The 24,417-nt window shown below is 64.2% G+C and carries 22 protein-coding genes and 3 pseudogenes; 16 read left to right on the top strand and 9 right to left on the bottom strand.

Annotation, left to right across the window (positions count from 1 at the left end):
* Nucleotides 1-89: 89 nt before the first annotated feature.
* The 11 genes and pseudogenes from X738_RS64870 to X738_RS0142330 all read left to right on the top strand — a co-directional run bounded on the left by X738_RS64870 (nucleotide 90) and on the right by X738_RS0142330 (nucleotide 10,544).
* A complete protein-coding gene (locus X738_RS64870; RefSeq protein WP_023800711.1) occupies nucleotides 90-1,379 on the top strand; it encodes an SAM-dependent methyltransferase in 1,290 nt (429 codons plus the stop codon).
* An 84-nt stretch (nucleotides 1,380-1,463) separates the two neighbouring features.
* Nucleotides 1,464-1,786 (top strand): annotated as a pseudogene (locus X738_RS64875) (YnfA family protein).
* A gap of 3 nt (nucleotides 1,787-1,789) precedes the next feature.
* Entirely contained in the window at nucleotides 1,790-2,758 is a 969-nt protein-coding gene (locus tag X738_RS64880; protein WP_023800712.1) for a small ribosomal subunit Rsm22 family protein, read from the top strand.
* Between the two features lie 207 nt (nucleotides 2,759-2,965).
* Nucleotides 2,966-4,456, top strand: coding sequence for a replicative DNA helicase (locus tag X738_RS64885; protein ID WP_023800713.1), 1,491 nt, complete (start codon nucleotides 2,966-2,968; stop codon nucleotides 4,454-4,456).
* 2 nt (nucleotides 4,457-4,458) lie between these two features.
* A complete protein-coding gene (locus X738_RS64890) occupies nucleotides 4,459-4,971 on the top strand; it encodes a hypothetical protein (protein ID WP_023800714.1) in 513 nt (170 codons plus the stop codon).
* An 80-nt stretch (nucleotides 4,972-5,051) separates the two neighbouring features.
* A complete protein-coding gene (gene radA / locus X738_RS64895; protein ID WP_023800715.1) occupies nucleotides 5,052-6,455 on the top strand; it encodes a DNA repair protein RadA in 1,404 nt (467 codons plus the stop codon).
* 27 nt (nucleotides 6,456-6,482) lie between these two features.
* Nucleotides 6,483-7,151, top strand: coding sequence for a CvpA family protein (locus X738_RS64900; RefSeq protein ID WP_023800716.1), 669 nt, complete (start codon nucleotides 6,483-6,485; stop codon nucleotides 7,149-7,151).
* Between the two features lie 78 nt (nucleotides 7,152-7,229).
* Nucleotides 7,230-8,699 (top strand): amidophosphoribosyltransferase, encoded by a 1,470-nt coding sequence (gene purF, locus X738_RS64905; RefSeq protein ID WP_023800717.1) that lies wholly within the window; start codon nucleotides 7,230-7,232, stop codon nucleotides 8,697-8,699.
* Nucleotides 8,700-8,757: 58 nt separating this feature from the next.
* Nucleotides 8,758-9,510, top strand: a complete 753-nt coding sequence (locus X738_RS64910) for an SDR family NAD(P)-dependent oxidoreductase (protein ID WP_031255525.1) — start codon at nucleotides 8,758-8,760, stop codon at nucleotides 9,508-9,510.
* Between the two features lie 81 nt (nucleotides 9,511-9,591).
* The gene (locus tag X738_RS64915) at nucleotides 9,592-10,221 is read left to right on the top strand and encodes a hypothetical protein (protein ID WP_023800719.1); all 630 of its coding nucleotides are present in this window, start codon (nucleotides 9,592-9,594) and stop codon (nucleotides 10,219-10,221) included.
* 119 nt (nucleotides 10,222-10,340) lie between these two features.
* Nucleotides 10,341-10,544: a hypothetical protein gene (locus tag X738_RS0142330; RefSeq protein WP_027152685.1), complete on the top strand. Its 204-nt coding sequence runs from the start codon at nucleotides 10,341-10,343 to the stop codon at nucleotides 10,542-10,544.
* 14 nt (nucleotides 10,545-10,558) lie between these two features.
* Here the strand turns inward: X738_RS0142330 and X738_RS64920 are convergent, their stop codons facing one another.
* Nucleotides 10,559-11,065 carry an OsmC family protein gene (locus X738_RS64920; protein ID WP_023800720.1) on the bottom strand — a complete coding sequence of 169 codons (507 nt, stop codon included), beginning with the start codon at nucleotides 11,063-11,065 and terminating at the stop codon, nucleotides 10,559-10,561.
* Nucleotides 11,066-11,207: 142 nt separating this feature from the next.
* Entirely contained in the window at nucleotides 11,208-12,242 is a 1,035-nt protein-coding gene (locus tag X738_RS64925) for a MerR family transcriptional regulator (protein ID WP_023800721.1), read from the bottom strand.
* Nucleotides 12,243-12,326: 84 nt separating this feature from the next.
* Between X738_RS64925 and X738_RS82900 the strand changes: the two are divergent.
* Nucleotides 12,327-12,581: pseudogene (locus tag X738_RS82900) on the top strand (DMT family transporter); the annotation flags it as partial.
* Nucleotides 12,582-12,755: 174 nt separating this feature from the next.
* Here X738_RS82900 and X738_RS64935 read toward each other — a convergent pair.
* The gene (locus X738_RS64935) at nucleotides 12,756-13,619 is read right to left on the bottom strand and encodes a LysR substrate-binding domain-containing protein (RefSeq protein ID WP_023800723.1); all 864 of its coding nucleotides are present in this window, start codon (nucleotides 13,617-13,619) and stop codon (nucleotides 12,756-12,758) included.
* Nucleotides 13,620-13,732: 113 nt separating this feature from the next.
* On the opposite strand from X738_RS64935, the gene X738_RS64940 reads away from it, so the two are divergent.
* Nucleotides 13,733-14,140, top strand: a complete 408-nt coding sequence (locus X738_RS64940; protein WP_023800724.1) for a tautomerase family protein — start codon at nucleotides 13,733-13,735, stop codon at nucleotides 14,138-14,140.
* Between the two features lie 202 nt (nucleotides 14,141-14,342).
* Nucleotides 14,343-16,565: an AMP-binding protein gene (locus X738_RS64945; RefSeq protein WP_023800725.1), complete on the top strand. Its 2,223-nt coding sequence runs from the start codon at nucleotides 14,343-14,345 to the stop codon at nucleotides 16,563-16,565.
* A gap of 127 nt (nucleotides 16,566-16,692) precedes the next feature.
* Here the strand turns inward: X738_RS64945 and X738_RS64950 are convergent, their stop codons facing one another.
* From X738_RS64950 to X738_RS64960, 3 genes are all read right to left on the bottom strand, one after another.
* Complete coding sequence (locus X738_RS64950) at nucleotides 16,693-16,956, bottom strand: hypothetical protein (RefSeq protein WP_023800726.1); 264 nt, start codon at nucleotides 16,954-16,956, stop codon at nucleotides 16,693-16,695.
* A 185-nt stretch (nucleotides 16,957-17,141) separates the two neighbouring features.
* Entirely contained in the window at nucleotides 17,142-17,957 is an 816-nt protein-coding gene (locus X738_RS64955) for a CDP-alcohol phosphatidyltransferase family protein (RefSeq protein WP_023800727.1), read from the bottom strand.
* Between the two features lie 3 nt (nucleotides 17,958-17,960).
* Entirely contained in the window at nucleotides 17,961-18,659 is a 699-nt protein-coding gene (locus X738_RS64960) for a phosphatidylserine decarboxylase (RefSeq protein WP_023800728.1), read from the bottom strand.
* A gap of 244 nt (nucleotides 18,660-18,903) precedes the next feature.
* Between X738_RS64960 and X738_RS64965 the strand changes: the two genes are divergently transcribed.
* The gene (locus X738_RS64965; protein ID WP_023800729.1) at nucleotides 18,904-19,776 is read left to right on the top strand and encodes an SMP-30/gluconolactonase/LRE family protein; all 873 of its coding nucleotides are present in this window, start codon (nucleotides 18,904-18,906) and stop codon (nucleotides 19,774-19,776) included.
* 3 nt (nucleotides 19,777-19,779) lie between these two features.
* Here the strand turns inward: X738_RS64965 and X738_RS64970 are convergent, their stop codons facing one another.
* The 3 genes and pseudogenes from X738_RS64970 to X738_RS64980 all read right to left on the bottom strand — a co-directional run bounded on the left by X738_RS64970 (nucleotide 19,780) and on the right by X738_RS64980 (nucleotide 23,571).
* Nucleotides 19,780-21,666 carry an ABCB family ABC transporter ATP-binding protein/permease gene (locus tag X738_RS64970; protein ID WP_023800730.1) on the bottom strand — a complete coding sequence of 629 codons (1,887 nt, stop codon included), beginning with the start codon at nucleotides 21,664-21,666 and terminating at the stop codon, nucleotides 19,780-19,782.
* Nucleotides 21,667-21,765: 99 nt separating this feature from the next.
* Nucleotides 21,766-22,092: an ArsR/SmtB family transcription factor gene (locus X738_RS64975; protein WP_023800731.1), complete on the bottom strand. Its 327-nt coding sequence runs from the start codon at nucleotides 22,090-22,092 to the stop codon at nucleotides 21,766-21,768.
* A gap of 64 nt (nucleotides 22,093-22,156) precedes the next feature.
* Nucleotides 22,157-23,571, bottom strand: a pseudogene (locus X738_RS64980) (Ig-like domain-containing protein).
* Between the two features lie 164 nt (nucleotides 23,572-23,735).
* Here X738_RS64980 and X738_RS64985 point away from each other — a divergent pair.
* Nucleotides 23,736-24,347, top strand: coding sequence for a TIGR00730 family Rossman fold protein (locus tag X738_RS64985; RefSeq protein WP_023800732.1), 612 nt, complete (start codon nucleotides 23,736-23,738; stop codon nucleotides 24,345-24,347).
* The last annotated feature ends 70 nt before the right edge of the window (nucleotides 24,348-24,417 follow it).

A 24,417-nucleotide genomic window follows, 5' to 3' on the forward strand; every position in this document is an offset into this window, starting at 1 on the left:
GGTTCGGCGCATGATCCTTTCCGAAATCGATTTCGATTGTCGGGTCATGCGCCGAGACAGCGTGTCTGACCGAGAGGGGACATTTGTTCATGAATATTCTGCTGAAACGCATTCTCGACCGCCTGGTGCGCACCGGCAATCTCAAGGTCACCGGACCGAAAGGCCTCTCGGTGACTTTCGGTGACGGCAGCGGCGATCTGGTACACATGCACATCAAGACCACGCATGCCGAACGCGCCATCAGCTTCGATCCGATGCTGGCGGTGCCGGAAGCCTATATGGACGGTGAGCTCGACATACTCGAGGGCGGCGTGCTGGGGGTGATGCGCATCGCCTTCCAGAACATGGACAGCGGCGGCATCGATGCCACCTGGTCGAAGGCGATAGAAGGCCTGCGTCACGCCTTCCGCCGCCTGCAGCAGATCAACACGGCGGCGCGCGCGCGCCGCAACGTGCAGCGCCATTATGATCTGTCAGGCGACCTCTACAGACTCTTCCTCGACGAGGACATGCAGTATTCCTGCGCCTATTTCGAGCAGCCGGACATGACGCTCGACGAGGCGCAGGCAGCCAAGAAGCGCCACATTGCCGCCAAGCTCAGGCTGAAGGCCGGCCAGACGGTGCTCGACATCGGCTCCGGCTGGGGTGGGCTCGGTCTCTATCTCGCCAAGTCCTTCGACGTCGACGTGCAAGGCGTGACGTTGTCGACCGAGCAGCATGGCGTCGCCACCGACCGCGCCCATGCGCAAGGCCTGGAAAACCGCGTGCATTTCGAAGTGAGGGATTACCGCGAGCTCAACGAGCGCTTCGACCGCGTCGTCTCGGTCGGCATGTTCGAGCATGTCGGCGTCAACCACTACCGCACCTTCTTCGACAAATCGGCGACGCTCTTGAAGCCGGACGGCGTCATGCTGCTGCACACGATCGGCCGCTCCGGCGCGCCGTGGGCAACCAGCGCCTTCATCCGCAAATACATTTTCCCGGGCGGCTACGTCCCCTCGCTCTCGGAAGTGATGCCGGCGATCGAAAAGTCGGGCCTCATCGTCACCGACATCGAAGTCCTGCGGCTACATTATGCCGAGACGCTGAGACATTGGAGCCAGCGCTTTGCCGCCAACCGCGACAAGGCCAAGGCGATCTATGACGAACGTTTTTGCCGCATGTGGGAGTTCTATCTGGCAGCCTCGGAAGCCGCTTTCCGCTGGCAGGATCTGGTGGTCTTCCAAATCCAGATCGCCAAGAAGAACGACACGCTGCCGATGTCTCGTGACTATATGGCCAAATGCGAGAAGGCGTTGCAGCTGCGCGACATGGGGCATCGTCCAAAAGCCCCTGCCGCCAAGCCCGCCCGGCGCCGCAAGGTGGCGGATATGGAATAGACTGCCGGCGATCACGCCATTGCCGCTTGCCATTGGCGGCCCACACGCTGAAAAAGGTCTCGCCGTCGCCGCGAGACTTTTTTCATGACCTATCTCATCTACATCGTTGCTGCCCTTGCCGAGATCGCCGGCTGCTTTTCGATCTGGGCGTGGTGGCGGCTGGAAAAGTCGCCGCTGTGGCTGGCGCCAGGCCTGGTCTCGCTCGCTTTGTTCGGCTTCCTGCTGGCGCTGGTAGACATCAGTGCTGCGGGCCGCGCCTATGCCGCCTATGGCGGCATCTACATCGCCGCCTCGCTCGGATGGCTGTGGCTGGTGGAAGGCGTGCGCCCCGACCGCTGGGCCTTACCGGTTCCGCGCTCTGCATCGTTGGCGCCTCGGTGATCCTGCTCGCACCTCGGGGTGCCTGAGCTATGGAACTGCCTATCCCGCTTCGACAGGGCGTCGAGCGTCTCCTCGAAAAAGTGCCGCTGCCGACGCTGAAGCTAGCGGCAAAAACGCTGTCGGACCGCTATCGCGCCGAACTGCGCGACGGCCGCCTGCATATGGCCGAGGAGATCGCGGTCAAAGCCTATCTGGCGACGCGGCTGCCGGCGACCTATGCCGCTGTCCGTGCCAGTCTCGATGCGCTCAGCGAGGCAAGGCCCGATCATGCACCCAAAACCCTGCTCGACGTCGGCGCCGGCCCCGGGACCGTGCTTTGGGCTGCGCTCGATCTCTGGCCCGACCTCGAGCAGGCGGTGCTGATCGAGGCGAGCGCCGCGGTGCGCCGGGTCGGCGCGGCGCTTGCCGCTGAGGCGATGACGGCCAGGGTCGCCTGGCTGGCCGGCGATGTCAGCCTCGATCTCGCCGATCTCAAGCCGGCCGAGCTGGTCACCTGCGCCTATGTGCTGGACGAGATCGTACCAGCGTCGCTGCCAACACTCATCGACCGGCTCTGGCACCTGACCAACGACACGCTGCTGGTCGTCGAGCCGGGCACGCCGGCCGGATGGCAGCGCATTCTTGCCGTGCGCCGACAGCTGATCGAGGCGGGTGCGCACGTGCTTGCGCCTTGCCCGCATAAGTCACCCTGCCCGCTCGCGCCGCCCGACTGGTGCCATTTTTCGCGCCGTGTCGCGCGTTCGCGCCTGCACCGGCTGGCCAAGGACGCCGACGTGCCATGGGAGGACGAGAAATTCATCTATGTCGCTGCCTCCCGCCACGCTGCTGCCCCGCCGCAGGCGCGTGTGATCGCACCGCCGAAATCAGGCTCGGGCAAGGTTCTGCTGAAACTTTGCGAGAAGGACGGCAGCGCCGACGAGAAACTGTTCACCAAGCGCGACGGCGATGTGTTCAAGGCCGCGCGGCGACTCGACTGGGGCGACGCACTGCCGGAGTGATTGGCAGCTATTTTCCTGTTTTGTTCTCGCCCGAGAACGGCTAGGCTCGCCATCTTGATTCGAGTCAATCAAGATTCTTTCCACCGAAAAAACTTGGCTGTGAATCGCGGGCACCGAAGCTGATTGAATGAAGACTGATGCAGATAAGTCATCACCGACCTATCCCGTTACTGATATCGAGAGACCGGCATCGAAATCGGGGACGTAATGGCAGAGGCAGCACGAAAATTCGGCGTGGCGGAAACACCGCTCTATCGCGAGGCACCGAACAACATCGAAGCCGAGCAGGCGCTGCTCGGCGCCATCCTCGTCAACAACGACGCCTTCTACCGCGTGTCGGATTTCCTGAAATCCGGCCATTTTTACGAGCCGCTGCACAGAAAGATCTTTGAGGTCGCCGCCGAGCTCATTCGTATGGGCAAGATAGCGACGCCGATCACGCTGAAGACCTTTCTGCCGGCCGACGAGAGGGTCGGCGACATGACGGTTGCGCAATATGTGGTACGGCTGGCCGTCGAGGCGGTCACCGTCGTCAATGCCGCCGACTACGGCCGCGCCATCTATGATCTCGCCACGCGACGCGCCCTGATCACCGTCGGCGAAGACATGGTCAACATCGCCTACGACGCGCCGGTCGACATGTCGCCATCCGAGCAGATCGAGGACGCCGAGCGGCGCCTGTTCGAACTGGCCGAGACCGGCCGCTACGATGGCGGTTTCGAGAGCTTCACCGACGCGGTCAAGACCGCCGTCGACATGGCCAACGCCGCCTATATGCGCGACGGGCACCTGTCGGGCGTCGCCACGGGCCTGCGCGATCTCGACCGCCGCATGGGCGGCCTGCAGCCGTCCGATCTGATCATCATCGCCGGCCGCCCGGGCATGGGCAAGACCTCGCTTGCTACCAACATGGCCTTCAACATCGCCGAAGCCTATGTGCCGGCGCAACAGGCCGACGGTTCGTTCAAGGCGGCAAATGGCGGCGTCGTCGGCTTCTTCTCGCTCGAAATGTCGTCGGAACAGCTCGCCACCCGCATCATTTCCGAACAGACCGAAATCCCGTCGTCGAAAATCCGCCGCGGCGAGATCAGCGAAATGGATTTCGAAAAGCTGGTCGCCTGCTCGCAGACCATGCAGAAGATCCCGCTGTTCATCGACCAGACCGGCGGCATCTCGATCGCCCAGCTGTCGGCGCGGGCGCGGCGGCTGAAGCGCCAGCGCGGCCTCGACGTCATCGTCATCGACTATATCCAGCTGATGCAAGGGTCGAGCGCCAAATCCTCGCAGAACCGCGTGCAGGAGATCACCGAGATCACCACCGGCCTGAAGGCGCTGGCCAAGGAGCTTGCCGTGCCGATCATTGCGCTGTCGCAGCTGTCGCGTCAGGTCGAAAGCCGCGACGACAAGCGCCCGCAGCTCTCGGACCTGCGCGAATCGGGTTCGATCGAGCAGGATGCCGACGTGGTGATGTTCGTCTACCGCGAGGAATACTACCTGAAGAACCGCGAGCCGAAGCCGGGCACCGACGAATACATCAAATGGGAACACGAGATGAACGAGATGCGCGGCAAGGCCGAGGTCATCGTCGCCAAGCAGCGCCATGGACCGACCGGCTCGGTCAGCCTCGCCTTCCAGGGCGAGTTCACCCGCTTCTCCGACCTCGCCGAGGAGCATCATATTGCGGAGAGGTTTGAGTAGGCATGGGTAAGCGTTTCAGGTTTTCTGTCCGCCTGACTCTCGTGCTCGTCAGCGCGGCTGTCCTGCCTGACGTCGCTTCAGCTTGTTCAATGCCTGCAAACTGGACGCCACAACGAGCATTTGCTGAGGCGGCCCTGGTGTTCCGAGGCTTGGTGACAGCCACAGAGCTTAGTCCGACAAAGCTTGGAATTGTCGCAGCCGATGAGGGTGATGGTCGGATACTGGTTAACGTTCGCTACGAGACAATGGAGGTGTTCAAGGGCAATCCGGAACCGAATGGTGTGATCTCCACGACCACTTTGATCATGGGAGGATGCGGCGTACCTGTTCTGGCTGGGCAAAATTTCTTGTTTTACGTCGACGCGATTGATGAGGAGACGCGAAAAACGCAGCCTGAGTTTGCAGGCCAAACACAAGGCATGATCTCCATTTACGACAGCCAGATGCTATCGCCCAATCCGCAGTTGCTCGATGAGTCGCTTGCCGAAGTACGCGCTCTCGCCAAGAAACACTGAATTGTATCCGCGCTCGCCAAATCCCGGCCGAAAATGCGGACATTCTCGATCCGCCTCCCTTCTAAGGTATGCGAGATTTCATGGCTAAATCGCGCGTCCAGTTCATCTGCCAGAATTGCGGTTCGGTGCATCAGCGCTGGGCTGGCAAATGCGATGCCTGCGGCGAGTGGAACACGCTGGTCGAGGAAGGCACGTCCGGCGGCATCGGCTCGGGCCCGGCCAATACCCGCAATGCGCGCAAGGGCCGCGCCGTGGTGCTCACGACTTTGTCCGGCGACATCGAGGACGCGCCGCGCATCGTTTCCGGCATCGGCGAGCTCGACCGCGCAACCGGCGGCGGTTTCGTGCGCGGCTCGGCCCTGCTGGTCGGCGGCGATCCCGGCATCGGCAAGTCGACGCTGTTGACCCAGGCCGCCGCAGCACTGGCGTCCAAGGGCCACCGCATCGTCTACGTCTCGGGCGAAGAGGCGGTCGCCCAGATCAGGCTGCGTGCGCAGCGGCTCGGCGTCGCCGATACTCCGGTGGAGCTTGCCGCCGAGACCAATGTAGAGGACATCCTCGCCACCATCGCCGACGGCAAGCGGCCGGACCTGGTGATCCTCGATTCGATCCAGACCTTGTGGACCGACATGGCCGATTCGGCGCCCGGCACCGTCACCCAGGTGCGTGCCGCCGCCCAGGCGATGATCCGCTATGCCAAATCCACAGGCGCGGCGATCGTGCTCGTCGGCCACGTTACCAAGGAAGGCCAGATCGCCGGGCCGCGCGTCGTCGAGCATATGGTCGACGCGGTGCTTTATTTCGAGGGCGAAGGCGGCCACCACTACCGCATCCTGCGCACGGTCAAGAACCGCTTCGGACCGACCGACGAGATCGGCGTGTTCGAAATGTCTGATATGGGCCTGCGCGAGGTCGCCAATCCATCCGAGCTTTTTCTCGGCGAACGCCATGCGAAAGCGCCGGGCGCCGCGGTTTTCGCCGGCATGGAAGGTACCAGACCGGTGCTGGTCGAGATCCAGGCGCTGGTGGCGCCGTCGTCGCTGGGCACGCCGCGTCGAGCCGTCGTCGGCTGGGACGGTGCCCGGCTGTCGATGATCCTCGCCGTTCTCGAAGCCCATTGCGGAGTCCGCTTTGGCACGCATGACGTCTATCTCAACGTCGCCGGCGGCTACCGTATCTCGGAGCCGGCCGCCGATCTGGCGGTGGCGGCCGCACTGGTTTCCTCGCTCACCGGTCTTGCCCTTCCCGCCGATTGCGTCTATTTCGGCGAAATCAGCCTTTCGGGCGCCGTGAGGCCGGTTGCGCACGCGCAGCAGCGCCTGAAGGAAGCCGAAAAGCTGGGTTTTGGAAGCGCGGTTCTGCCCTTGGGCAGCGAGGAACTTGCCGGGGGGATAGGGGCCGGCGCTTTCCAGCCCACCGAGCTTGCCGATCTCGTGGCGCGCATAGCCGGCTCACGGCGCAGCCGCGCCGACGAGCAAGAATGACGCGGCTCATGAAGTGGGGCAAAAGACATGCCGATTACGCTGCTTGACGGAATTCTCGTCGGCTTCACCTTGGTCTCGGCGATGCTCGCCATGGTTCGCGGCTTTTCGCGCGAGGTCCTTTCCGTCATCTCCTGGATAGCGGCGGCCGCGGCAGCGTTCTTTTTCTATCAACCGGTCCTGCCTTACGTTCAGCCCTATGTCGACAATGAGAAGATTGCCATGGTGGTGGCCGCCGGCATCGTCTTCATCGTCGCGCTGATCGTCGTCTCCATCATCACCATGAAGCTCGCCGACTGGATCATCGATTCCAGGGTCGGCGCGCTCGACCGCACGCTTGGTTTCCTCTATGGCGCGGCGCGCGGCATCCTGGTCGTCGCGGTGGCCCTGCTGTTCTTCAACTGGCTGGCCGGCCCCAAGGCTCCGGGCTGGGTCGCCGATGCCAAGTCGCGGCCGCTGCTCGAATCGATCGGCGCCAAGCTCGAAAGCCTGCTGCCCGAGGATCCGGAAAACGCGATCCTCAACAGGCTCAATCCGAATCAGCCGGCACCCGAGACCGGCGCCGAGACACCTCCGGCAGCGGATGCACCCGCGGCGGACGCACCGGCAACTGGCGACGATGCTCCGGCGCCCGACGGCAGCGAAACCGACGCGCCACCGGCCGACAATGCACCGGCCAATCCGGCGCCGGCAAACTGACGATCATGTGAAGGCCGCAAACTCTACGTTGCTCTCGAGCCGTCATCACACTATATAGCGACTTTAGCGGAGCTGAAGATGGCAGACGCAGACGACGTGCTTTCCGCCGAGGCTGACGATCATTTCCATGACGAATGCGGTGTGTTCGGTATTTTTGGCCGGCAGGACGCTGCGGCTATCGTCACGCTCGGCCTGCATGCGTTGCAGCACCGCGGCCAGGAAGCGGCCGGTATCGTTTCCTATGACGGCACCCAGTTCCATGTCGAACATCATGTCGGCCTGATCGGCGATACGTTCACCAAACAGCGCGTCATCGACAGCCTGCAAGGCAACCGCGCCATCGGCCACACACGCTACGCCACCACAGGCGGCGCCGGCCAGCGCAACATCCAGCCGTTTTTCGCCGAGCTCGCCGATGGCGGCTTCGCCGTCGCCCACAACGGCAACCTCACCAACGCCATGACGGTGCAGCGCGCGTTGCAGAAACAGGGCGCGATCTTCTCGTCGACCTCCGACACCGAGACGCTGCTGCATCTGGTCGCCACCAGCAGGGAACGCGATCTCAACTCGCGCTTCATCGATGCGGTGCGCCAGGTCGAAGGTGCCTTCTCGCTGGTGGCGATGACTTCAAAGAAGATGATCGGCTGCCGCGATCCGCTCGGCATCCGGCCGCTGGTGCTCGGCGATCTCGACGGCGCCTGGATCCTGGCTTCCGAAACCTGCGCGCTCGACATCATCGGCGCGCGTTTCGTGCGCGACCTGAAGCCCGGCGAGATGGTCGTCGTCACCGCCAAGGGCATAGAGAGCCTGTTTCCGTTCGAGCCGCAGAAGACCCGCTTCTGCATCTTCGAATATGTTTATTTCGCGCGTCCGGATTCGTCGGTCGAGGGCCGCAACGTCTACGAGGTGCGCAAGCGCATCGGCGCCGAGCTGGCGCTCGAAAGCCCGGTCGAGGCCGACATCGTCGTGCCGGTGCCCGACAGCGGCACTCCGGCGGCGATCGGCTTTTCGCAAGCCGCGGGCATCCCGTTCGAGCTCGGCATCATCCGCAATCACTATGTCGGCCGCACCTTCATCCAGCCCGGCGATTCGATCCGCCACATGGGCGTCAAGCTCAAGCATAACGCCAACCGCCGCATGATCGAAGGCAAGCGCGTGGTGCTGGTCGACGATTCGATCGTGCGCGGTACCACCAGCCAGAAGATCGTGCAGATGGTGCGCGATGCCGGCGCCAAGGAAGTGCACATGCGCATCGCCTCGCCGCCGACGCGCGCTTCCTGTTTCTACGGCGTCGATACGCCGGAGAAGTCGAAGCTGCTGGCGTCGCGCATGTCGGTGGAAGAGATGGCCGAGTTCATCCGCGTCGATTCGCTCGGTTTCCTGTCGATCGACGGGCTCTACCGCGCCGTCGGCGAGGCCGGCCGCGACAATGAGCAGCCGCAATTCTGCGACGCCTGCTTCACCGGGCAATATCCGACCCGGCTTGCCGATTTCGAAGGTTCGGACAATGTGCGGACGCTGTCGCTGCTGGCGGCGGGCGGGGCGTAGGATTGCCGGAACACCAATTGCCTTCCCGAGTTTCACGCCTACTCACGGAGGCCCTCGCATGATCCCCACCCCTGGCCTCGACTTGTCCGGCCGCGTCGCAGTCGTCACCGGCGCCTCGCGCGGCATCGGCTACTTCATCGCCCTGGAACTTGCCGCAGCTGGAGCCCACGTCATCGCGGTTGCCCGCACCGTCGGCGGACTGGAGGAACTCGACGACCAGATCAAGGCAACGGGCGGACAGGCGACGCTGGTGCCGCTCGACCTCGCCGACATGGCCGGCATCGACCGGCTGGGCGGCGCCATCCATGAGCGATGGGGCAAGCTCGACATCCTGGTCGCCAATGCGGCGGTGCTCGGCGTCATCTCGCCGATCGGCCATGTCGAGGCCAAGACTTTCGAGAAAGTTATGACCATCAACGTTACCTCGACATGGCGGCTGATCCGCTCGGTCGACCCGTTGCTCAGGCTCTCCGACGCAGGCCGTGCCATCGTGCTTTCCTCCAATGCCGCCCATTCGGCGCGGGCCTTCTGGGCGCCCTACGCGGCGTCGAAGGCGGCAGTCGAGACCATGATGCGTTCCTGGGCGCATGAGACGGAAAACCTGGCCCTCAGGGTCAATGCCGCCGATCCCGGCGCCACCCGCACCGCCATGCGTGCGCAGGCGGTGCCCGGTGAGGATCCGGAGACGCTGCCGCATCCCCAGGAGATCGCCAAACGCATCGTGCCGCTGGCCAGCCCTGCGCTTACGGAAACCGGGCTGATCTTCCAGGCCAAGCACAACCGCTTTGTTGCCTACCGGCAACCGGAGTAGACGCATCGCGCATTTCGACGGAAGAATTGCGCCGCCGCCGACGTTATTGGAATGCCAGATTTTCCGAAACGGAGGACCACCATGCGCAGACTGCTTCTCGTCACCGCCGCTGCATCTCTGGCAGCCATCGGCGTCGCATCCTCGCAGGACGCGACGATGAGCTTCTTCGTCACCAGCGTCGGCTCGGGCAAGGGCGCCGATCTCGGCGGCCTCGCGGGCGCCGATGCGCATTGCGCCTCGCTGGCTGAAGCCGCGGGCGTTGCGGGCAAGACATGGCACGCCTACCTCTCGACTAGCGACACCGATGCACGCGATCGCATTGGCACGGGACCGTGGTTCAACGCCAAGGGCGTCAAGATCGCCGACGATGTCGCTTCGCTGCATAGCGATGCCAACGCCATCACCAAGCAAACAGCGCTCAACGAAAAGGGCGAAGTGGTCAACGGCCGCGGCGAAAAGCCCAACCGGCACGACGTGCTGACCGGGTCCAAGCCCGACGGCACGAAAATTGCCGACCAGACCTGCGGCGACTGGACGCTCAGCGGAGCGGAAGGTGCGGCAATGACGGGGCATCACGACCGCACCGGTCTCGACGATTCGGCCGCCGCCAAATCGTGGAATTCCTCGCACGCTTCACGCGGCGGCTGCAGTCAGGAGGCACTGAGGAGCACCGGCGGCGACGGCCTGTTCTACTGCTTTGCCGTGAACTGAGCCGGCCCAACAAATGCAGAACACGCTGGCATGGCGACCCACCGCGCCAGGCCGCGCTTTCGCCGATCGCCCAGAATTGATAGGATCACCCGACTCCCACAACAAGCGAGGAAATTTCCATGGCTTCGAGCGTAGCGCTGGTCTGGTATCTGGTGATTGCCGGCCCGCAAGGCGGCATGGTGGTGCTGCCCAGCACGTTCGACACTCGCGAACAGTGCGCCTTCGCCGTCACCGAATATCAGAAGCAGCCAACGCCGGCCGGCTGGTCGGTGCAGTGCGTGCCGAGCGCCTCGCCGTTCGCCGACGAGGGCGAAAGCGAGTAGCCGGCGGCGCGCGTTCAGCGCTGAGCGCTGACCGTCAGTTCCGGCCTCGTATTGATGGTCTGAAACACCACGCAATAGCGTTCGGTCAGCTTGAGCAGTGTGTCGACGCGGTCTTGTGGCTCGTCGCTGTCGAGGTTGAAATTCAGCCGGATGGCGCGGAAGCCGACCGGCGCATCTTTTGCCACGCCTAAGGTGCCGCGAAAATCGAGATCGCCTTCGGCCTCCACGGTGGCGGCGCCGAGTTTGAACTCCAGCGCCGTCGCCACTGCCTTCAGCGTTACGCCAGCGCAAGCGACCAGCGCCTCCAGCAGCATGTCGCCCGAGCACAGTTCGAGCCCGGAACCGCCGGTAGCCGGATGCAGACCGGCAACGGCGAGCGCCCTGCCGGTCTCGACCTTGCAGGCGATCGACTGGTCGTCGACCGAGCCCTTGGCCCGAAGCGTGATCAGCGCGCGCGATGCGTCGTCGCGATACGCCTCCTTGAGCGGCGCCTGCATGGCCTTCAGTCCGGTGGTGTCCATGTCCAACCCTTTTCGGCAGTCATTTTCATCGCTCGTCACGATACTCGAATAGAACCGGTACGGCCTAAACCTTGATTTCACGACATTTGGATCGGAGTGACAAGCTGTCCAGACATTGCTGCGTCGTTAGACTTGATGCCTTTCATGCGGCCTGGGGCCGCCACGCGATGACGCCGTCCGTCCGCGTCCGCACCTCGGGTGAGGCCAGGCAGGTGGCGACGGCCTCGTAGCCGGGAGTGCCGGGGTACCGGGCGACGTACGTTGGCGGGCTGTGATTGGCGGGGCAGAGGATGATCGCTTCGTCGGTGCCGACAGCCGCCAGGTCGAGTATCGCGCAGGAGCGCGTGAGCAGAAAAAGCGGTCGACCGCCGGGGCCGCGGCGACGCAAATGGGCAATCAGGGCTTCTTGCGAGGCTTGATCCAGCCCCTGTTCGATCATGTCGACGACCAGGATGGCCGGACCTTCGGCTTCCAATCCGACGAGTAGAGCGATCATTGCGTCGGACACCGCGGCACCGTCCTCGACGAGCCAGGCCAGCGTCTGATCGACCCGCGACCTGAGAGCTGGGTCGGCGTCCACACGAGCCAGAGCCGCCGCACAGCCATTCGCCAGTCGATCCAAGCCAAGGAAGGCGGCGTCGGGCAATGTCTCGGCCAGGCGCTGAGCCAGCCGGGTCTTGCCACTGCCCAGCGGGCCGATGATGTAGTTCAGCGGTCGGATCTGTCCCAGTTCGAACCGCTCGCCTCCCCAAGGCCAGGGAAGGTCGAAAGCGACGCCGAGCGTAGCCTCTGGCGCCAGCAGGCGCGCCAGTTCCCCGGCGCTTGGCGCTTCGCCTCGAGCGAGGTCGTCCCGCAGGCTACCGATCTTCTCTATTACGCCGACAAGCTGGCGCACCCGGCTCTCGAGTACTGCCTGGTGTGCGGCCAAGGCCGGCTCCATGCCCCGGGAGTCACCCTCCATCACCCGCGCCACCTGGGCCAGGCTGAAGCCAAGCGCGCGCAGGGCCGCGATCTCGGCGGCGCGGCTCATTTCGACAGGACCGTAGGCGCGCCATCCGGCCGCAGTGCGGATCGGAGCGATCAGGCCGCGCTGCTCATAAACCCGCAGGGCCTTGGCCGACACCCCGAGCCGGCCGGCGGCTTCGGAAGCGTTCAGGAACTGGGCGGAAGAGTTCATGAATCACCTTGTTGCTGTTGACCGCCTTTCTATCGGGGCTGACCCTGGGGCCGAGTCAACAGGGATGTTCGCGGTCCGCAGGAGGACACAGTGTTGCTCGTCGCCTTCGGCACGTCGTTCGCGCTGGCCTCTATTCTGTGGACGGAGGGCGCGCGGCTCATTCCGGCTGCCGAATCCGGCCTGCTGGGCTCGGCTGAAGTACCGTTCGCGATCCTGTTCGCCTTCCTGTTCCTGGCCGAGGTCCCGCCAGCCGCCAGCATGATCGGCGGCGCCATCGTGCTCTGCGCGGTGTTCGCCCATGGCGGGCGCGACTGGCAAGCGGCCAGGCAGCGCTCTGCCTGCGAAAAATTTGCCCCCGAAAATAAAACTGCGGGTGCAAATAAATTAGCAAGGTCATGGAACCATCAACAGGTTCAGGCATTGTTGGCTTTGACGGGTCATCCAAGTCCCCCCAAACCCCTCGGCCCGTCTAACCTATAGCCGATCGCAAGGTCGGCTTTTTCTTTTGCGAAATCAGCTCGGTGCGCCTGGCAAGGCAAGGTTGCCACTGAACAGCGCAGCCAGATCCTGGGCCGGGGGCTCGGCATCCTGGCGCAGCCGGATGGCGAACTCGGCGATGGGAACCTGCGGCAGGCCAAACTCGCGCGGTGCCTCGACGATGCCGGAATGGGCAAACCGCGCCGTCCGCAGCGTCAGAGCAATGCCGGCATGCACCGCCGTGCGCAGCCCGGCCAGGCTGGCACTGCCGGCGGCGATGCGGTAGCGGCGGCCTGCCCTGTCGAGTGCCGCGATCGCCGCTTCGCGAAAGCCGCAATGCGGATCGAGCAGCGCCAGCGGCAGTTCGTCCTGGTGTGTGGCCAAGCCTCTTTGCGAACAGAGCCACATCATCGGCTCGCGGAGCACGCCGATCTCGTCCGGCGCCGGAGCCTGTCGCATGGCGATCATCAGATCGAGGATGCCGGTTTGCAGCGCCTCGGCCAATTCGGCGGAGCGGCCGACGCGCAGTTCGATCCTGACGCGCGGATAGCTCGCGGCAAAGGCCCTGAGCAAATCCGGGAGGCCGCTGTCGGCGAAATCTTGTGTCGTGCCGATGGCCACGCGCCCATCGGCTCGCACGCCCTTGAGGGCCAGCCACGCTTCGCGATGCACAGCAAGGATGCGCCGCGCATGACCGGCCAGATCTTCGCCCGCCGGCGTCAGGACGCGCCCTCTTCCCTGCGGCGTCAGAAGTGGTTCGCCGACAATATCCTCAAGCCGCTGCATCTGCGTGGTCACCGCCGACGCCGAGCGCCCGACAAATGACGCCGCCTGCGCCAGCGAGCCGCGGTCGACGAAGGCGAGAAAGGTTTTGAGGAGGTCGGGGTCGAGCATTGTCATAATTCGACAGTATCAAAGTTTTCCCTGAAAACAATTCGATTTTCATAACGCAGGAGCGATGGCAAAGATTTCTGACGGCGAGGAGACGCCGCGTAAACCCGAGGAGAGAAATTATGCCGATCATCAATGTCAGCGTCACAGGCAAGCCCGATGCCGTTTTGTCTGCCGCTATCGCCAGGCAGGTGACCGAACTGACCGCCACGCATTTGCGCAAGGATGCGACGATCACAGCGGTGGCCATTTCCTACCATGACCCCGAGCACTGGTTCGCCGGCGGCAAGTCGTTGGCCGAGCATGACGCCAACAGCTTCTGGCTCGACATCAAGGTGGTCGACGGCACCAACACCAAGCTTGAGCTGGAGGCCTATCTCAAGGCGCTCTTCCTTGGCTTTGGCAGCCTGCTGGGCAAGGTGCATGAGGAGAGCTATGCCTTCGTGCATGAAGTCCCGGCCGCCGCCTATGGCTATGGCGGCAAGACGCAGGAATTCCGCTTCATCAGCGGGAGATTGAAGGCGGCGTGAGCCGCCCCCATCAATCCAGGCTCATGCCGCAGGCGCTTTCTCTGCCGCAAGGAAACATAGACACCGCACTTTTCATGGCCGGCCAGGCCAGTAATGCGAAGGTACCGCACCTCCGCATTGACGTTGAGCCCACTTCGTCTAGGTTCTCATCGAAGCGGTCCCGAAGAGCCGCGAGGTCAAAATCTGTTGGGAGAGACGCGGCATGATCCTGACACTGGCGCTGCTTGCGGGTCTCGTCGCGGCCTGGCTGCTGATCGGCGTGGTGGAAAAATTCCGCCTCGGCCTGCGCTTCACGCAGGCGCTGCTCTATGTGCCGTTCAAGCTCGCCTACCGGATTGCCGATGATCGTATGAAGATCGCCCGCAGAACAGCCGCCCCGGTCATTTACGTCATTTCGCACCAGTCGCGCCTCGAACCGGCGCTGATGCTGTCACTGCTGCCGGAAGACACGCTGCACATCCTCGACGAGGTCTCGGCGCGATCGCCCTGGCTCGAACCATGGCGCGAGCTTGGCCGCACTATCGCTTTCAACGCTGAGCATGTCTTCGTCAGCCGCCGGCTGGTGCGGGTGCTGAAGGGCAAGGGCCGCCTTGCCGTCTATCTGCCGGATGCGGTCGAGCCTGATATCAAGACATTTCGCCTGTTTCGCGCCGTCACCCGCATCGCCATGCAGGCCGATGCCCGCATCGTGCCGATCTTCGTCGCCGGCGCGCGCACTCTGCCGGTATCGCTGACTGCGGCGGACAAGGCGCCCCGGCGCTGGTTTCCGCTCCTGTCGATCAGCGTGCTGGAGCCGATGACCATCGCCGAGCTGGTAGCGCGAAACCCTGATCAGTCTTCGAACACCAATGCGCTGTTCGACCGTTTCGCCGAAGCCCGGCTTTTCGGCAGCGATCTTGACCGCGGCCTGTTCCTCGCCATACGCGACGCCGCCGACCGTGTCGGCGCCTCGCATCCCATCGTCGAAGACGTGGTGAGCGGCACGCTGGATTACAGAAAGCTGTTCATCGGCGCGCGGGTGCTGGGCCGCCGCTTCGAGGCGGTGACGGCGCCGAATGAAGCGGTTGGAGTGCTGCTGCCCAACGCCAACGGTGTCGTGCTGTCACTCGTTGGCCTGTTGTCGGCGAGCCGGGTGGCGGCGATGATCAACTACACCGCAGGCCCGGCCAGCGTCACCGCCGCCGTGCGCACGGCGGAGATCCGCACCGTGGTCTCGTCGCGCGCCTTTGTCGACAAGGCCAGCCTCGCTGACATCGTCGCGGCGGTAGAGGAAGGCGGCGCCAGGCTGTTGTGGCTGGAGGATGTGCGGGCCAGCGTAACCGTACTGGACAAGCTCGCCGCCGCCTTGCTGTGGCGCTGGCCGCTGCAGCCGCAGAATGCGGCCAAACCAGCGGTGATCCTGTTCACCTCAGGCTCGGAAGGCACGCCGAAGGCGGTGGTCCTGTCGCACAGAAATCTTCTCGCCAACGCGATGCAGGCTGAGGCCCGCATCACCATCTCGCCGGCCGACATCCTGCTCAACGTGCTGCCGGTGTTCCACTCGTTCGGGCTCACCGGCGGCACCATCCTGCCGCTGGTCACCGGCGTGAAACTGTTCCTCTACCCCTCGCCGCTGCACTACAAGCTGATCCCCGAGGTCGCCCGCAAGGCAAGGCCGACGGTCATGTTCGGCACCGACACGTTCCTCGCCAACTATGCGCGCACCGCCAAGGACGGCGATTTCTCCAGCCTGCGCTTCATCGTCGCCGGCGCCGAGGCGGTGAAACCGGAGACGCGCCGCGTCTACCGGGAGCGCTTCCAGGCCGAGATCATCGAGGGTTTCGGGCTGACCGAGGCAGCGCCCGTCGTTGCCGTCAACACCGCCATCCACGGCCGCGACGGCACGGTCGGGCGACTGTTGCCGGGCATGCGCATGAAGCTCGAGCCGGTCGAGGGCATCAGCGGCGCCGGACGGTTATTGCTCAAGGGGCCGAATTTGATGATGGGCTACATGACCTCAGATCGGCCCGGGGAATTGCAGCCGCTCGACGGCTGGCACGATACCGGCGACATTGTTTCTGTCGACCGCGAGGGCTTCATTACCATTCGCGGCCGGGCCAAGCGCTTCGCCAAGATCGCCGGCGAGATGGTGTCGCTGGGCGCGGTCGAGATGCTGGTGCAGTCGCTGTGGCCGGAAGAGCACCACGCTGTGGTGGCGGTGCCGGACGAGCGCCGCGGCGAGCGTATCGTGCTGGTCACCACCGCCGATGACGCCGACCCCGATGAATTGCGCAAATTCGGCAGACAAGCCGGCGCCGCCGATCTGATGGTGCCGAACGACATCGTCAAGGTCGAGGAAATCCCGGTGCTGGGCTCTGGCAAGACCGACTACGTCTCGACCCGCAAACTGGCGATTGACCGACTGGGGCTCAGCGCGGCAGCCTAGCGCCTAAAGCGCGTCGCGTCTGATTTATGCGACGCGCTTTAAGTTCTTGCTTGAATGCATCTCGTTGTCCCAAAACCGCTGCGCACCTTCGGGTCAGGCCCGAGGGCATGCTTTTGGGCGACATGCATTAGAGGACCACCACCGACAACAGCAGGATGAACCCGACCGCCATCATCAGCAGGCCCGGCCAGTTCTGCGACAGGCCGAGGAAACCGAGGCCGCGCCGCCGCGGCTCAAGTGTCGGGCCTGGCGTTGCAAGATTTGGCGTCGAGCGATCCGGCGCCGCGCGAGCAGGCGCCGGATCGCTGAGCCGCCCACGCCAAAGGGCTGCGCCGGCCATGTACACAACGCCAGCGACAATGAGCAACGCGCCAATGAGGACGACAGCCATTTCTCCTCACTCTTCTTTAAGCTCCTGGGCCTGGGACAGCAGCTTCAAGGCTGATAGCGAGGCGTTCGCGACGTCGCTCGCCTCGCCCGCTGAGTCAGAACGGTCAAGACGCCGGCAGGTTCCGCTAGAGCGGGATGCGTCCGACTTGAACTAATTGAACTATCAGCGAATTGGCGACAGATCTGTCAGCCGAAGTCCGAAGGCGGCACCTTCTCGCCTTCGCGCTTGGCGCGCCTGGAATAGGCGCGGATGCTGAGCGGCAGGAAGAGCAGATAGCCGGCAACCGACGCCGTCAGCGTGTACCAGGGATAGGTCATCAACAGCAGGATGTAGAGGACGACACCGAGGATGATCGGCAGCACCTTGTCGCCCGGGACTTTCAGGCTTTTTCCGGAATAGACCGGCAGCCGGCTGACCAGCAGGAAGGCTATCAGAACGGTGAAACCGGCGGCGATGAAGGCGGCAGGGCGGGACGGCTCCACACCAAGCCGCAGGAAGTACAGGTAAAGCGGCAGCATCACCAGCACGGCGCCCGCCGGCGCCGGCACGCCGACGAAATACTCGGTCTGCCACTGCGGGCGATCAGTTTCTTCGTCGAGCACGTTGTAGCGAGCGAGTCTCAGCCCGCAGGCGATGGTGAACAGCAGCGCGGCAATCCAGCCCGGCGAGCCGGCCTGGTCGAGCAGGAAGGCATAGAGCACCAGCGCGGGTGCTACGCCGAAATTGACGATGTCGGCCAGCGAATCCATCTGCGCGCCGAATTTGGACGTCGCCTTCAGCATGCGTGCCAGACGGCCGTCGATGCCGTCGAGGAAGGCGGCCAGCAGCACCATCACCACTGCCGGCTCGAAACGGCCTTCGAAGCCGAAGCGGATGCCCGAGAGGCCGGCGCAGATGGCGAGCACTGTGACAAGATTGGGCAGCACCATGCGCATCGGAATTTCACGGATGCGCGGGCCGCCGCTGCCATGCGCCTCGAATTTTTTGAACGGCGCGCCCACGGCTCAGGACACCCGCACGAGCGGCGTTGCGGCAACGCCGCCGAATTCGGCCAGTATGGTTTCACCGCCGACCGCAGTCTGGCCGACGGCGACACGCGGCGTTGCGGTCGACGGCAGGAACACATCGACGCGCGAGCCGAAGCGGATCAGCCCGAAGCGCTCGCCGATGCCGATCGTGCCGCCGGTCTCGGCCCAGCAGACGATGCGCCGCGCCACCAGCCCGGCGATCTGCACCGCGGCCACCGTGCCGTTCGGGCTGTCGATGACCAGGCCATTGCGCTCGTTGTCGGCACTCGCCTTGTCAAGTGCGGCGTTGAGGAACTGGCCGGGCCGATGCTCTATCCTTGTGATGCGGCCGCGCACCGGAGCCCGGTTCACGTGGCAGGAGAAGACGTCCATGAACACCGAGATGCGGGTCATCTCGCCGCCCCCGAGGCCAAGTTCGCGCGGTGGCACTGCCGGACCGACCGCCGTGATGATGCCGTCGGCCGGGCTCACCACCAGCCGGTCGTCGACCGGCGTGACGCGCTCCGGATCGCGGAAGAAATAGACGCACCAGGCCGTCAGGATGAGGCAGACCCAGAACAGGATCGAAGAGAAATAGCCGAGGAAAAGCGTCACCGCTGCGAAGGCGGCGATAAACGGATAGCCTTCGCGATGGATCGGAACCAACGTTTTCTTGATCGTGTCGACGAGGTCCATGGAATGGAAACAGCCTAGTTTCAGGTCCGGCCTCAATAGCGGAAACACCCTGTGGCCGCAACGCGACAATGAGGGAACGCCGGATCCGGCGTTCTCGTCCGCATTAGCCGATCGCGGGCGTTGGAAGCGGTCCAATGAGCCTGTCCAAAAAAGCATGACTGGTGTCGGGGCGAACCGGCCTCATGCGTCCTTGGAGATACGGGCCTTGTCAAAGCGCCCACCGAACGAAAGCTGGAGGCAACAAATGCTGTCACGGAAATCAGCAGCAAAGAAAGCGCGGGTCGTGATGAACGGTCTGGCGTTCGGCGAATCGCCGCGCTGGCATGATGGCAGGCTTTGGATCTGCAACTGGGGAACCGGCCAGATCATCGCCGTCGATGCCGACGGCAACAGTGAGGTCATGCTCACCGTGCCGGCCACCCTGCCCTATTCGGTCGACTGGCTGCCGGACGGTCGCCTGGTCGTCGTCTGCGGGCGTGAGGGCTTGGTGCTGCGGCAGGAAGCAGACGGGACGCTGGTCACCCACGCCGATCTGCGACACCTCTCAGGGAACGCCTGGAACGAGATCGTCGTCGACGGGCGCGGCAACATCTACGTCAATGGCGGCGGGCCAGCGCCGGTTTCCGGCCAGCATTTCGGCCCCGGCACCATCGTGCTGATTGCACCGGACGGGTCAGTGCGGCAGGTGGCGGACAAGATCGCCTTCGCCAATGGGATGGCGGTGTCGCCGGACAACAAGACGTTGATCGTCGCCGAGTCCCACGCCAACAGGCTGACCGCGTTCGACATCGCCGCCGATGGCAGCCTTGCCAACCGGCGGCGATGGGCCGACCTCGGCAACGGCTTTCCCGACGGCATCTGCCTCGATGCCGAAGGCGCCATCTGGTATGCCGACGTCCCCAACCGGCACTGCGTGCGGGTGCGCGAGGGCGGGGCGATGCTCGACAGCGTCGATGCAGATCGCGGCTGCTTTGCCTGCATGCTCGGTGGCGCCGACGGCAAGTCGCTGTTCATCGTCGCCGCCGAATGGCGCGGCTTCGAGCACATGATCAGCGATGCGCGCACCGGCCAGGTGCTCAGCATCGAAGCTTCCGCGCCGGGCGCTGGCTGGCCGTAGGGGCTACGACACCTCGGAGGGGCGGCGGCGGACGACAACGCCGAACTCGTCGCGCTCGCGAGCAATGCGCAACCGCTCCTCGGCCTCGGTTGCCTCACGCTGGCGATCCCACATCGACGCGTACAGGCCGGCCTTGCGCATCAAGGCGGCATGCGTGCCGCGCTCGGCGATCTGGCCGTCCTGCAGCACGATGATCTCGTCGGCCGAAATCACCGTCGACAGCCGGTGGGCGATGACGATGGTGGTGCGACCCTTGCTGACGAGGTCGAGTGCCGCCTGGATCTCCTGTTCGGTATGGCTGTCGAGAGCCGAGGTCGCCTCGTCGAGCATCAGGATCGGCGGCGCCTTCAAAATGGTGCGGGCGATTGCCACGCGCTGCTTCTCACCGCCGGACAGTTTCAGTCCGCGCTCTCCGACCATCGAACGGTAGCCGTCGGGCAGCCGCTCGATGAACGGTCCGATCTGGGCGAGTTCTGCCGCCTTGCGCACATCCTCCTCGCTGGCATCGACGCGGCCGTAGCGGATGTTGTAGGCGATGGTGTCGTTGAACAGCACGGTGTCCTGCGGCACCATGCCGATCGCCGCGCGCAAGCTCTGCTGAGTCACGTCGCGAATGTCCTGGCCGTCGATCAGAATCTTGCCGCCCTGGATGTCGTAAAAGCGGAACAGCAGCCGCGAAATGGTCGACTTGCCGGCGCCCGATGGCCCGACAATGGCAACCGTCTTGCCGGCCGGCACTTCGAAGCTGATGCCTTTCAGGATCTTGCGGTTGGGATCGTAGGAAAACTGCACGTCGCGGAACTCGACTTTGCCGGAGCCGACGACCAGCGGCTTGGCCCCCGGCTTGTCGACGATCTCCTGCGGCACATCGAGCAGATCGAACATCTGCTCGATGTCGGTCAGGCCCTGGCGGATTTCGCGATAGATGAAGCCGATGAAGTTTAGTGGCACCGAAAGCTGGATCAGCATGGCGTTGATGAAGACGAAGTCGCCAACCGTCTGCGTGCCGGCCTGCACCTCCAGCGCCGAAAGGCACATGACGATAACCGTGCCGAGACCGAAGATGACGCCCTGGCCGAAGTTCAGCCAGCCGAGCGAGGTCCATATCCGGGTGGCGGCGGTCTCGTAGCGCGCCATCGAACGGTCGAAGCGCTCGGCTTCCATGCCCTCGTTGTTGAAATACTTGACCGTTTCGAAATTGAGCAGCGAGTCGATCGCCTTGGTGCTGGCATCGGTGTCGCTGTCGTTCATGTCGCGGCGAATGACGATGCGCCAGTCGCTCGCCCTGATGGTGAACCAGATATAGAGGCAGACCGTCACCGCCACCACAGCCACGTACTTCCAGCCATAGGTGACCGCGAATATGCCGGCTGTCAGCGCGAATTCGAGGATGGTCGGCAATGTGTTGAGCACGGTGAAGCGGACGATCGTCTCGATGCCCTTGGTGCCGCGCTCGATGATGCGGGACAGGCCGCCGGTTCGGCGCTCGAGATGGAAGCGCAGTGACAATTGATGCATGTGGACGAAAGTGCGGAAGGCGAGCTGGCGCACCGCATATTGGCCGACGCGGGCAAACAGCGCGTCGCGCAGCTGGTTGAAACCGAGCTGCACCAGCCGCACGACATTGTAGGCGATGACCAGCATGACTGGCGCCAGCATGAAGGCCGGCAGCGGCGGCGCCGACTTGGCGTCACCAGCCAGCGCATCGGTCGCCCATTTGAAGAAGTAGGGACCGGCAACCAGCGTCAGCTTGGCGACGACCAGAAGCACCGTCGCCCACACCACCCGCGCCCGCAAATCGGCGCGGTCGGCCGGCCACATATAGGGCCAAAGATTGCGCAATGTCTTGAAGGTCGAGCCAGAATCGGCGGAGACGGTTTTTTCGGCCATTTTATCGCCTTTTCGTATTTCTTATTGCTTGACCACGATCTTTTCCGAAAACCGGCTTCCACTTTTCGCTGACACGGTCCTTCGGTTCGGGATGATGGTCTAGCGGCCGGAGCAGCACGAATTGACCAGAGCGGCCAGCGACGTGGAAACATCTTCGAGCGCATCGCTGTCGACTTCATAGCGCGAGCGTTGCCGATCCGGCTGGTAGCGGACGAGCCCGGCATCGACCAATATCTTCAGGTGCTGCGAAACGGTGGACTGCGCCAGGTCGAGATGGTCGACGACCTCGCGGCAGCAGCAGGAGTGGCTGGCCGAAAGGTGCCGGAGAATTTCGATCCGGGCCGGATGCGAAAGCGCGGCGAGCTTTGCGGCGACGGCCTGGCTGTCGGCGAAGCCGCAGGTCTTCTCGGTCAAGGGAGCGTTCATCGTCTATCGGCGATAGACGATGAATGAACTTTCCGCAAGAGCCCGCTAGAGAAGAAAAGGATTTCTAGTTGGCCTTTGTCGGGGCCGTCGTCATCTGGTCGCCCATCGCCTTGAGGTTGGCGGCTTCGCCTTCCTGCGATTTTCCGGGGACCTTGAACACCTGCCCCGGCCAGATGCGGTCGGGATTCCTGATCTGATCCTGATTGGCGAGGTAGATGGTCGAGTAGCGAACGCCTTGGCCGTAGACGCGCCGCGAAATCCGCCACAGCGTATCGCGGCGGCGGATGATAACGGCGCTGTCGGCGTGTTCGAGCTTCGGCGCCGCCGTCTCGGGCACTCCGGTCGGGGGCGTCGCAGCCGCCATNTATCGGCTGGCGCCTCGGCCGCGGGCGCCGCAGGCGTGGTTGTCGGCGCGGCCGGCTTTGCCTCGGCAGGCGCCACGGCGGCGATCGACTCGCCCGGCTCGCGCTCGAACGGCACGGCGGCACGGGCCACCACCTTGACCCCGTCGGCATCGAGCGCGTCGACGTGGATCGTGTAGGTGCCGACCGGAATGTCGCGCGTCGCCTCGACCAGGAAATGGCCGTCGGGCGAAGTCTTCGCGTCGCCGAGCAAGATATCGTTGGCATAGGCGCGCACCTTGCGGCCGGGGTCGGCGAGGCCGGCGACGAAGATCTTGTTGCCGTCGATCTCGATCGCTTCGACGACGACCTTTGGCCCTGCAGCTGGTGTCGCTGGTGCGGCCGGCCCGCCCGGAGCGGGCGCGGGGACGGCTTCGACGGTGGCCGGCGCCGTGGCAGCCGGTGCGGCTGGGGCTGGTGCTGCGGCAGCGGGGTCCTCGGCAGCGGAGTCCTCGGAAGCCGGGACGGCCGCCTTGTCGCCGGCAGGCGGCGATTCAGGCTTTGTCTCGGGTGTAGGAACGGTGAGCAATTCGGAGGCCTTGCCCGGCTCCTCGATCATCGCCAGCACCTGGCCAGCAGGACTCTTGGGAATCGAGACGATAGCCGTCTGCGCCGAGGGGGTCACGACATTGCCGGTCATCGAGCGCAGCGCGATCGTGTAATCGCCGGGTTTCAGCGCATCATCGAGAACGATGGCAAAAGCGCCATCGGCACCGGCGACCGTCGAGCCGAGAACCGTCGAACCGTTGAGAATCTCGACCTTGGCGTTGGGTGCGGCTTTGCCGGCGACGACAATAGAGCCCTTGATCTCGACCCGAACGATGTCGAAAGTCGGCGCAATCGCATCGGCCGTGGCCGGCGCTGCCGGTGCCATCGCACCAGCGGCAGGCGCCGGCGGCGGCGGTGCATCGGTCACTGGTTCGGCTGGCGTCTCCACCGGCGGCGTCAGCGATGCCACTTCCGCCGGCGGCGTGCGAGTGAGATACGGATCGAGCGCGCCCGACACATAGGCGGTTCCCGCCGCGGCGACGGAGCCGCCGACGACGAACAAAAACGCCTTCAAAGGATTAATTGCCATATTTCCCTGCCCTTAGCCACCTAATGCGGTCTAGCCTGTTTTGCCCAAGGCGACAAGAACAAGGGGGGCCGACAAGAAAAGGGCCCGACACGAATAAACGGGGCCGACAAGAAAAAACCCGCCCGGGCTTGACCGCGAATAAAGACCCAATCACCAATCATGTCATGAACACGATTCGATCCATCTGCGTCTATTGCGGCTCGTCGCCGGGCCGCGATGTAACCTATGCCAAGGCCGGACACCTGCTTGGGCGTTCGATCGCCAAGTCCGGCCTGCGTCTGATCTATGGCGGCGGCACCAGGGGCATCATGGGAGCCGTCGCCGAGGGCGCAATGCGGGCCGGCGGCAAGGTGACGGGGATCATTCCGCGCTTCCTGATCAACAGGGAGGCCACCGAAACCGCGCTTGACCGACTTGACGAGCTCGTCATCACCGAAAACATGCACGAGCGCAAACAAACGATGTTCGAGAAATCCGACGCGTTTGTGGCGCTTCCGGGCGGCATAGGCACTGTCGAGGAAATCATCGAGATCATGACCTGGGGCCAGCTCGGCCATCATCGCAAGCCGATCGTCTTCGGCAACGTTGGAGGATTCTGGGACCCGATGCTGGCGCTGCTCGACCATATGATGGCCGAAGGCTTCATCCACACCGCGCAGCGGGTCAGGCCGCTGGTGGTCGACGATCCGGAAGCGATCGTCGCTGCCATCATGGTCGCGGGATCGTCGGTCGACGCACCGACCGAAGGCGTGCAGTCGGTGATCGACAAGCTTTAGGGTATAGGGGAGTATGTAGTGCATGCCGCGCTCATGAGGCGCTGCCCTACTGCCCTACTGCCCTACTGCC

Origin of the sequence: Mesorhizobium sp. L48C026A00, assembly GCF_000502375.1 — a bacterium.
Taxonomy (GTDB): Bacteria; Pseudomonadota; Alphaproteobacteria; order Rhizobiales; family Rhizobiaceae; genus Mesorhizobium; species Mesorhizobium muleiense.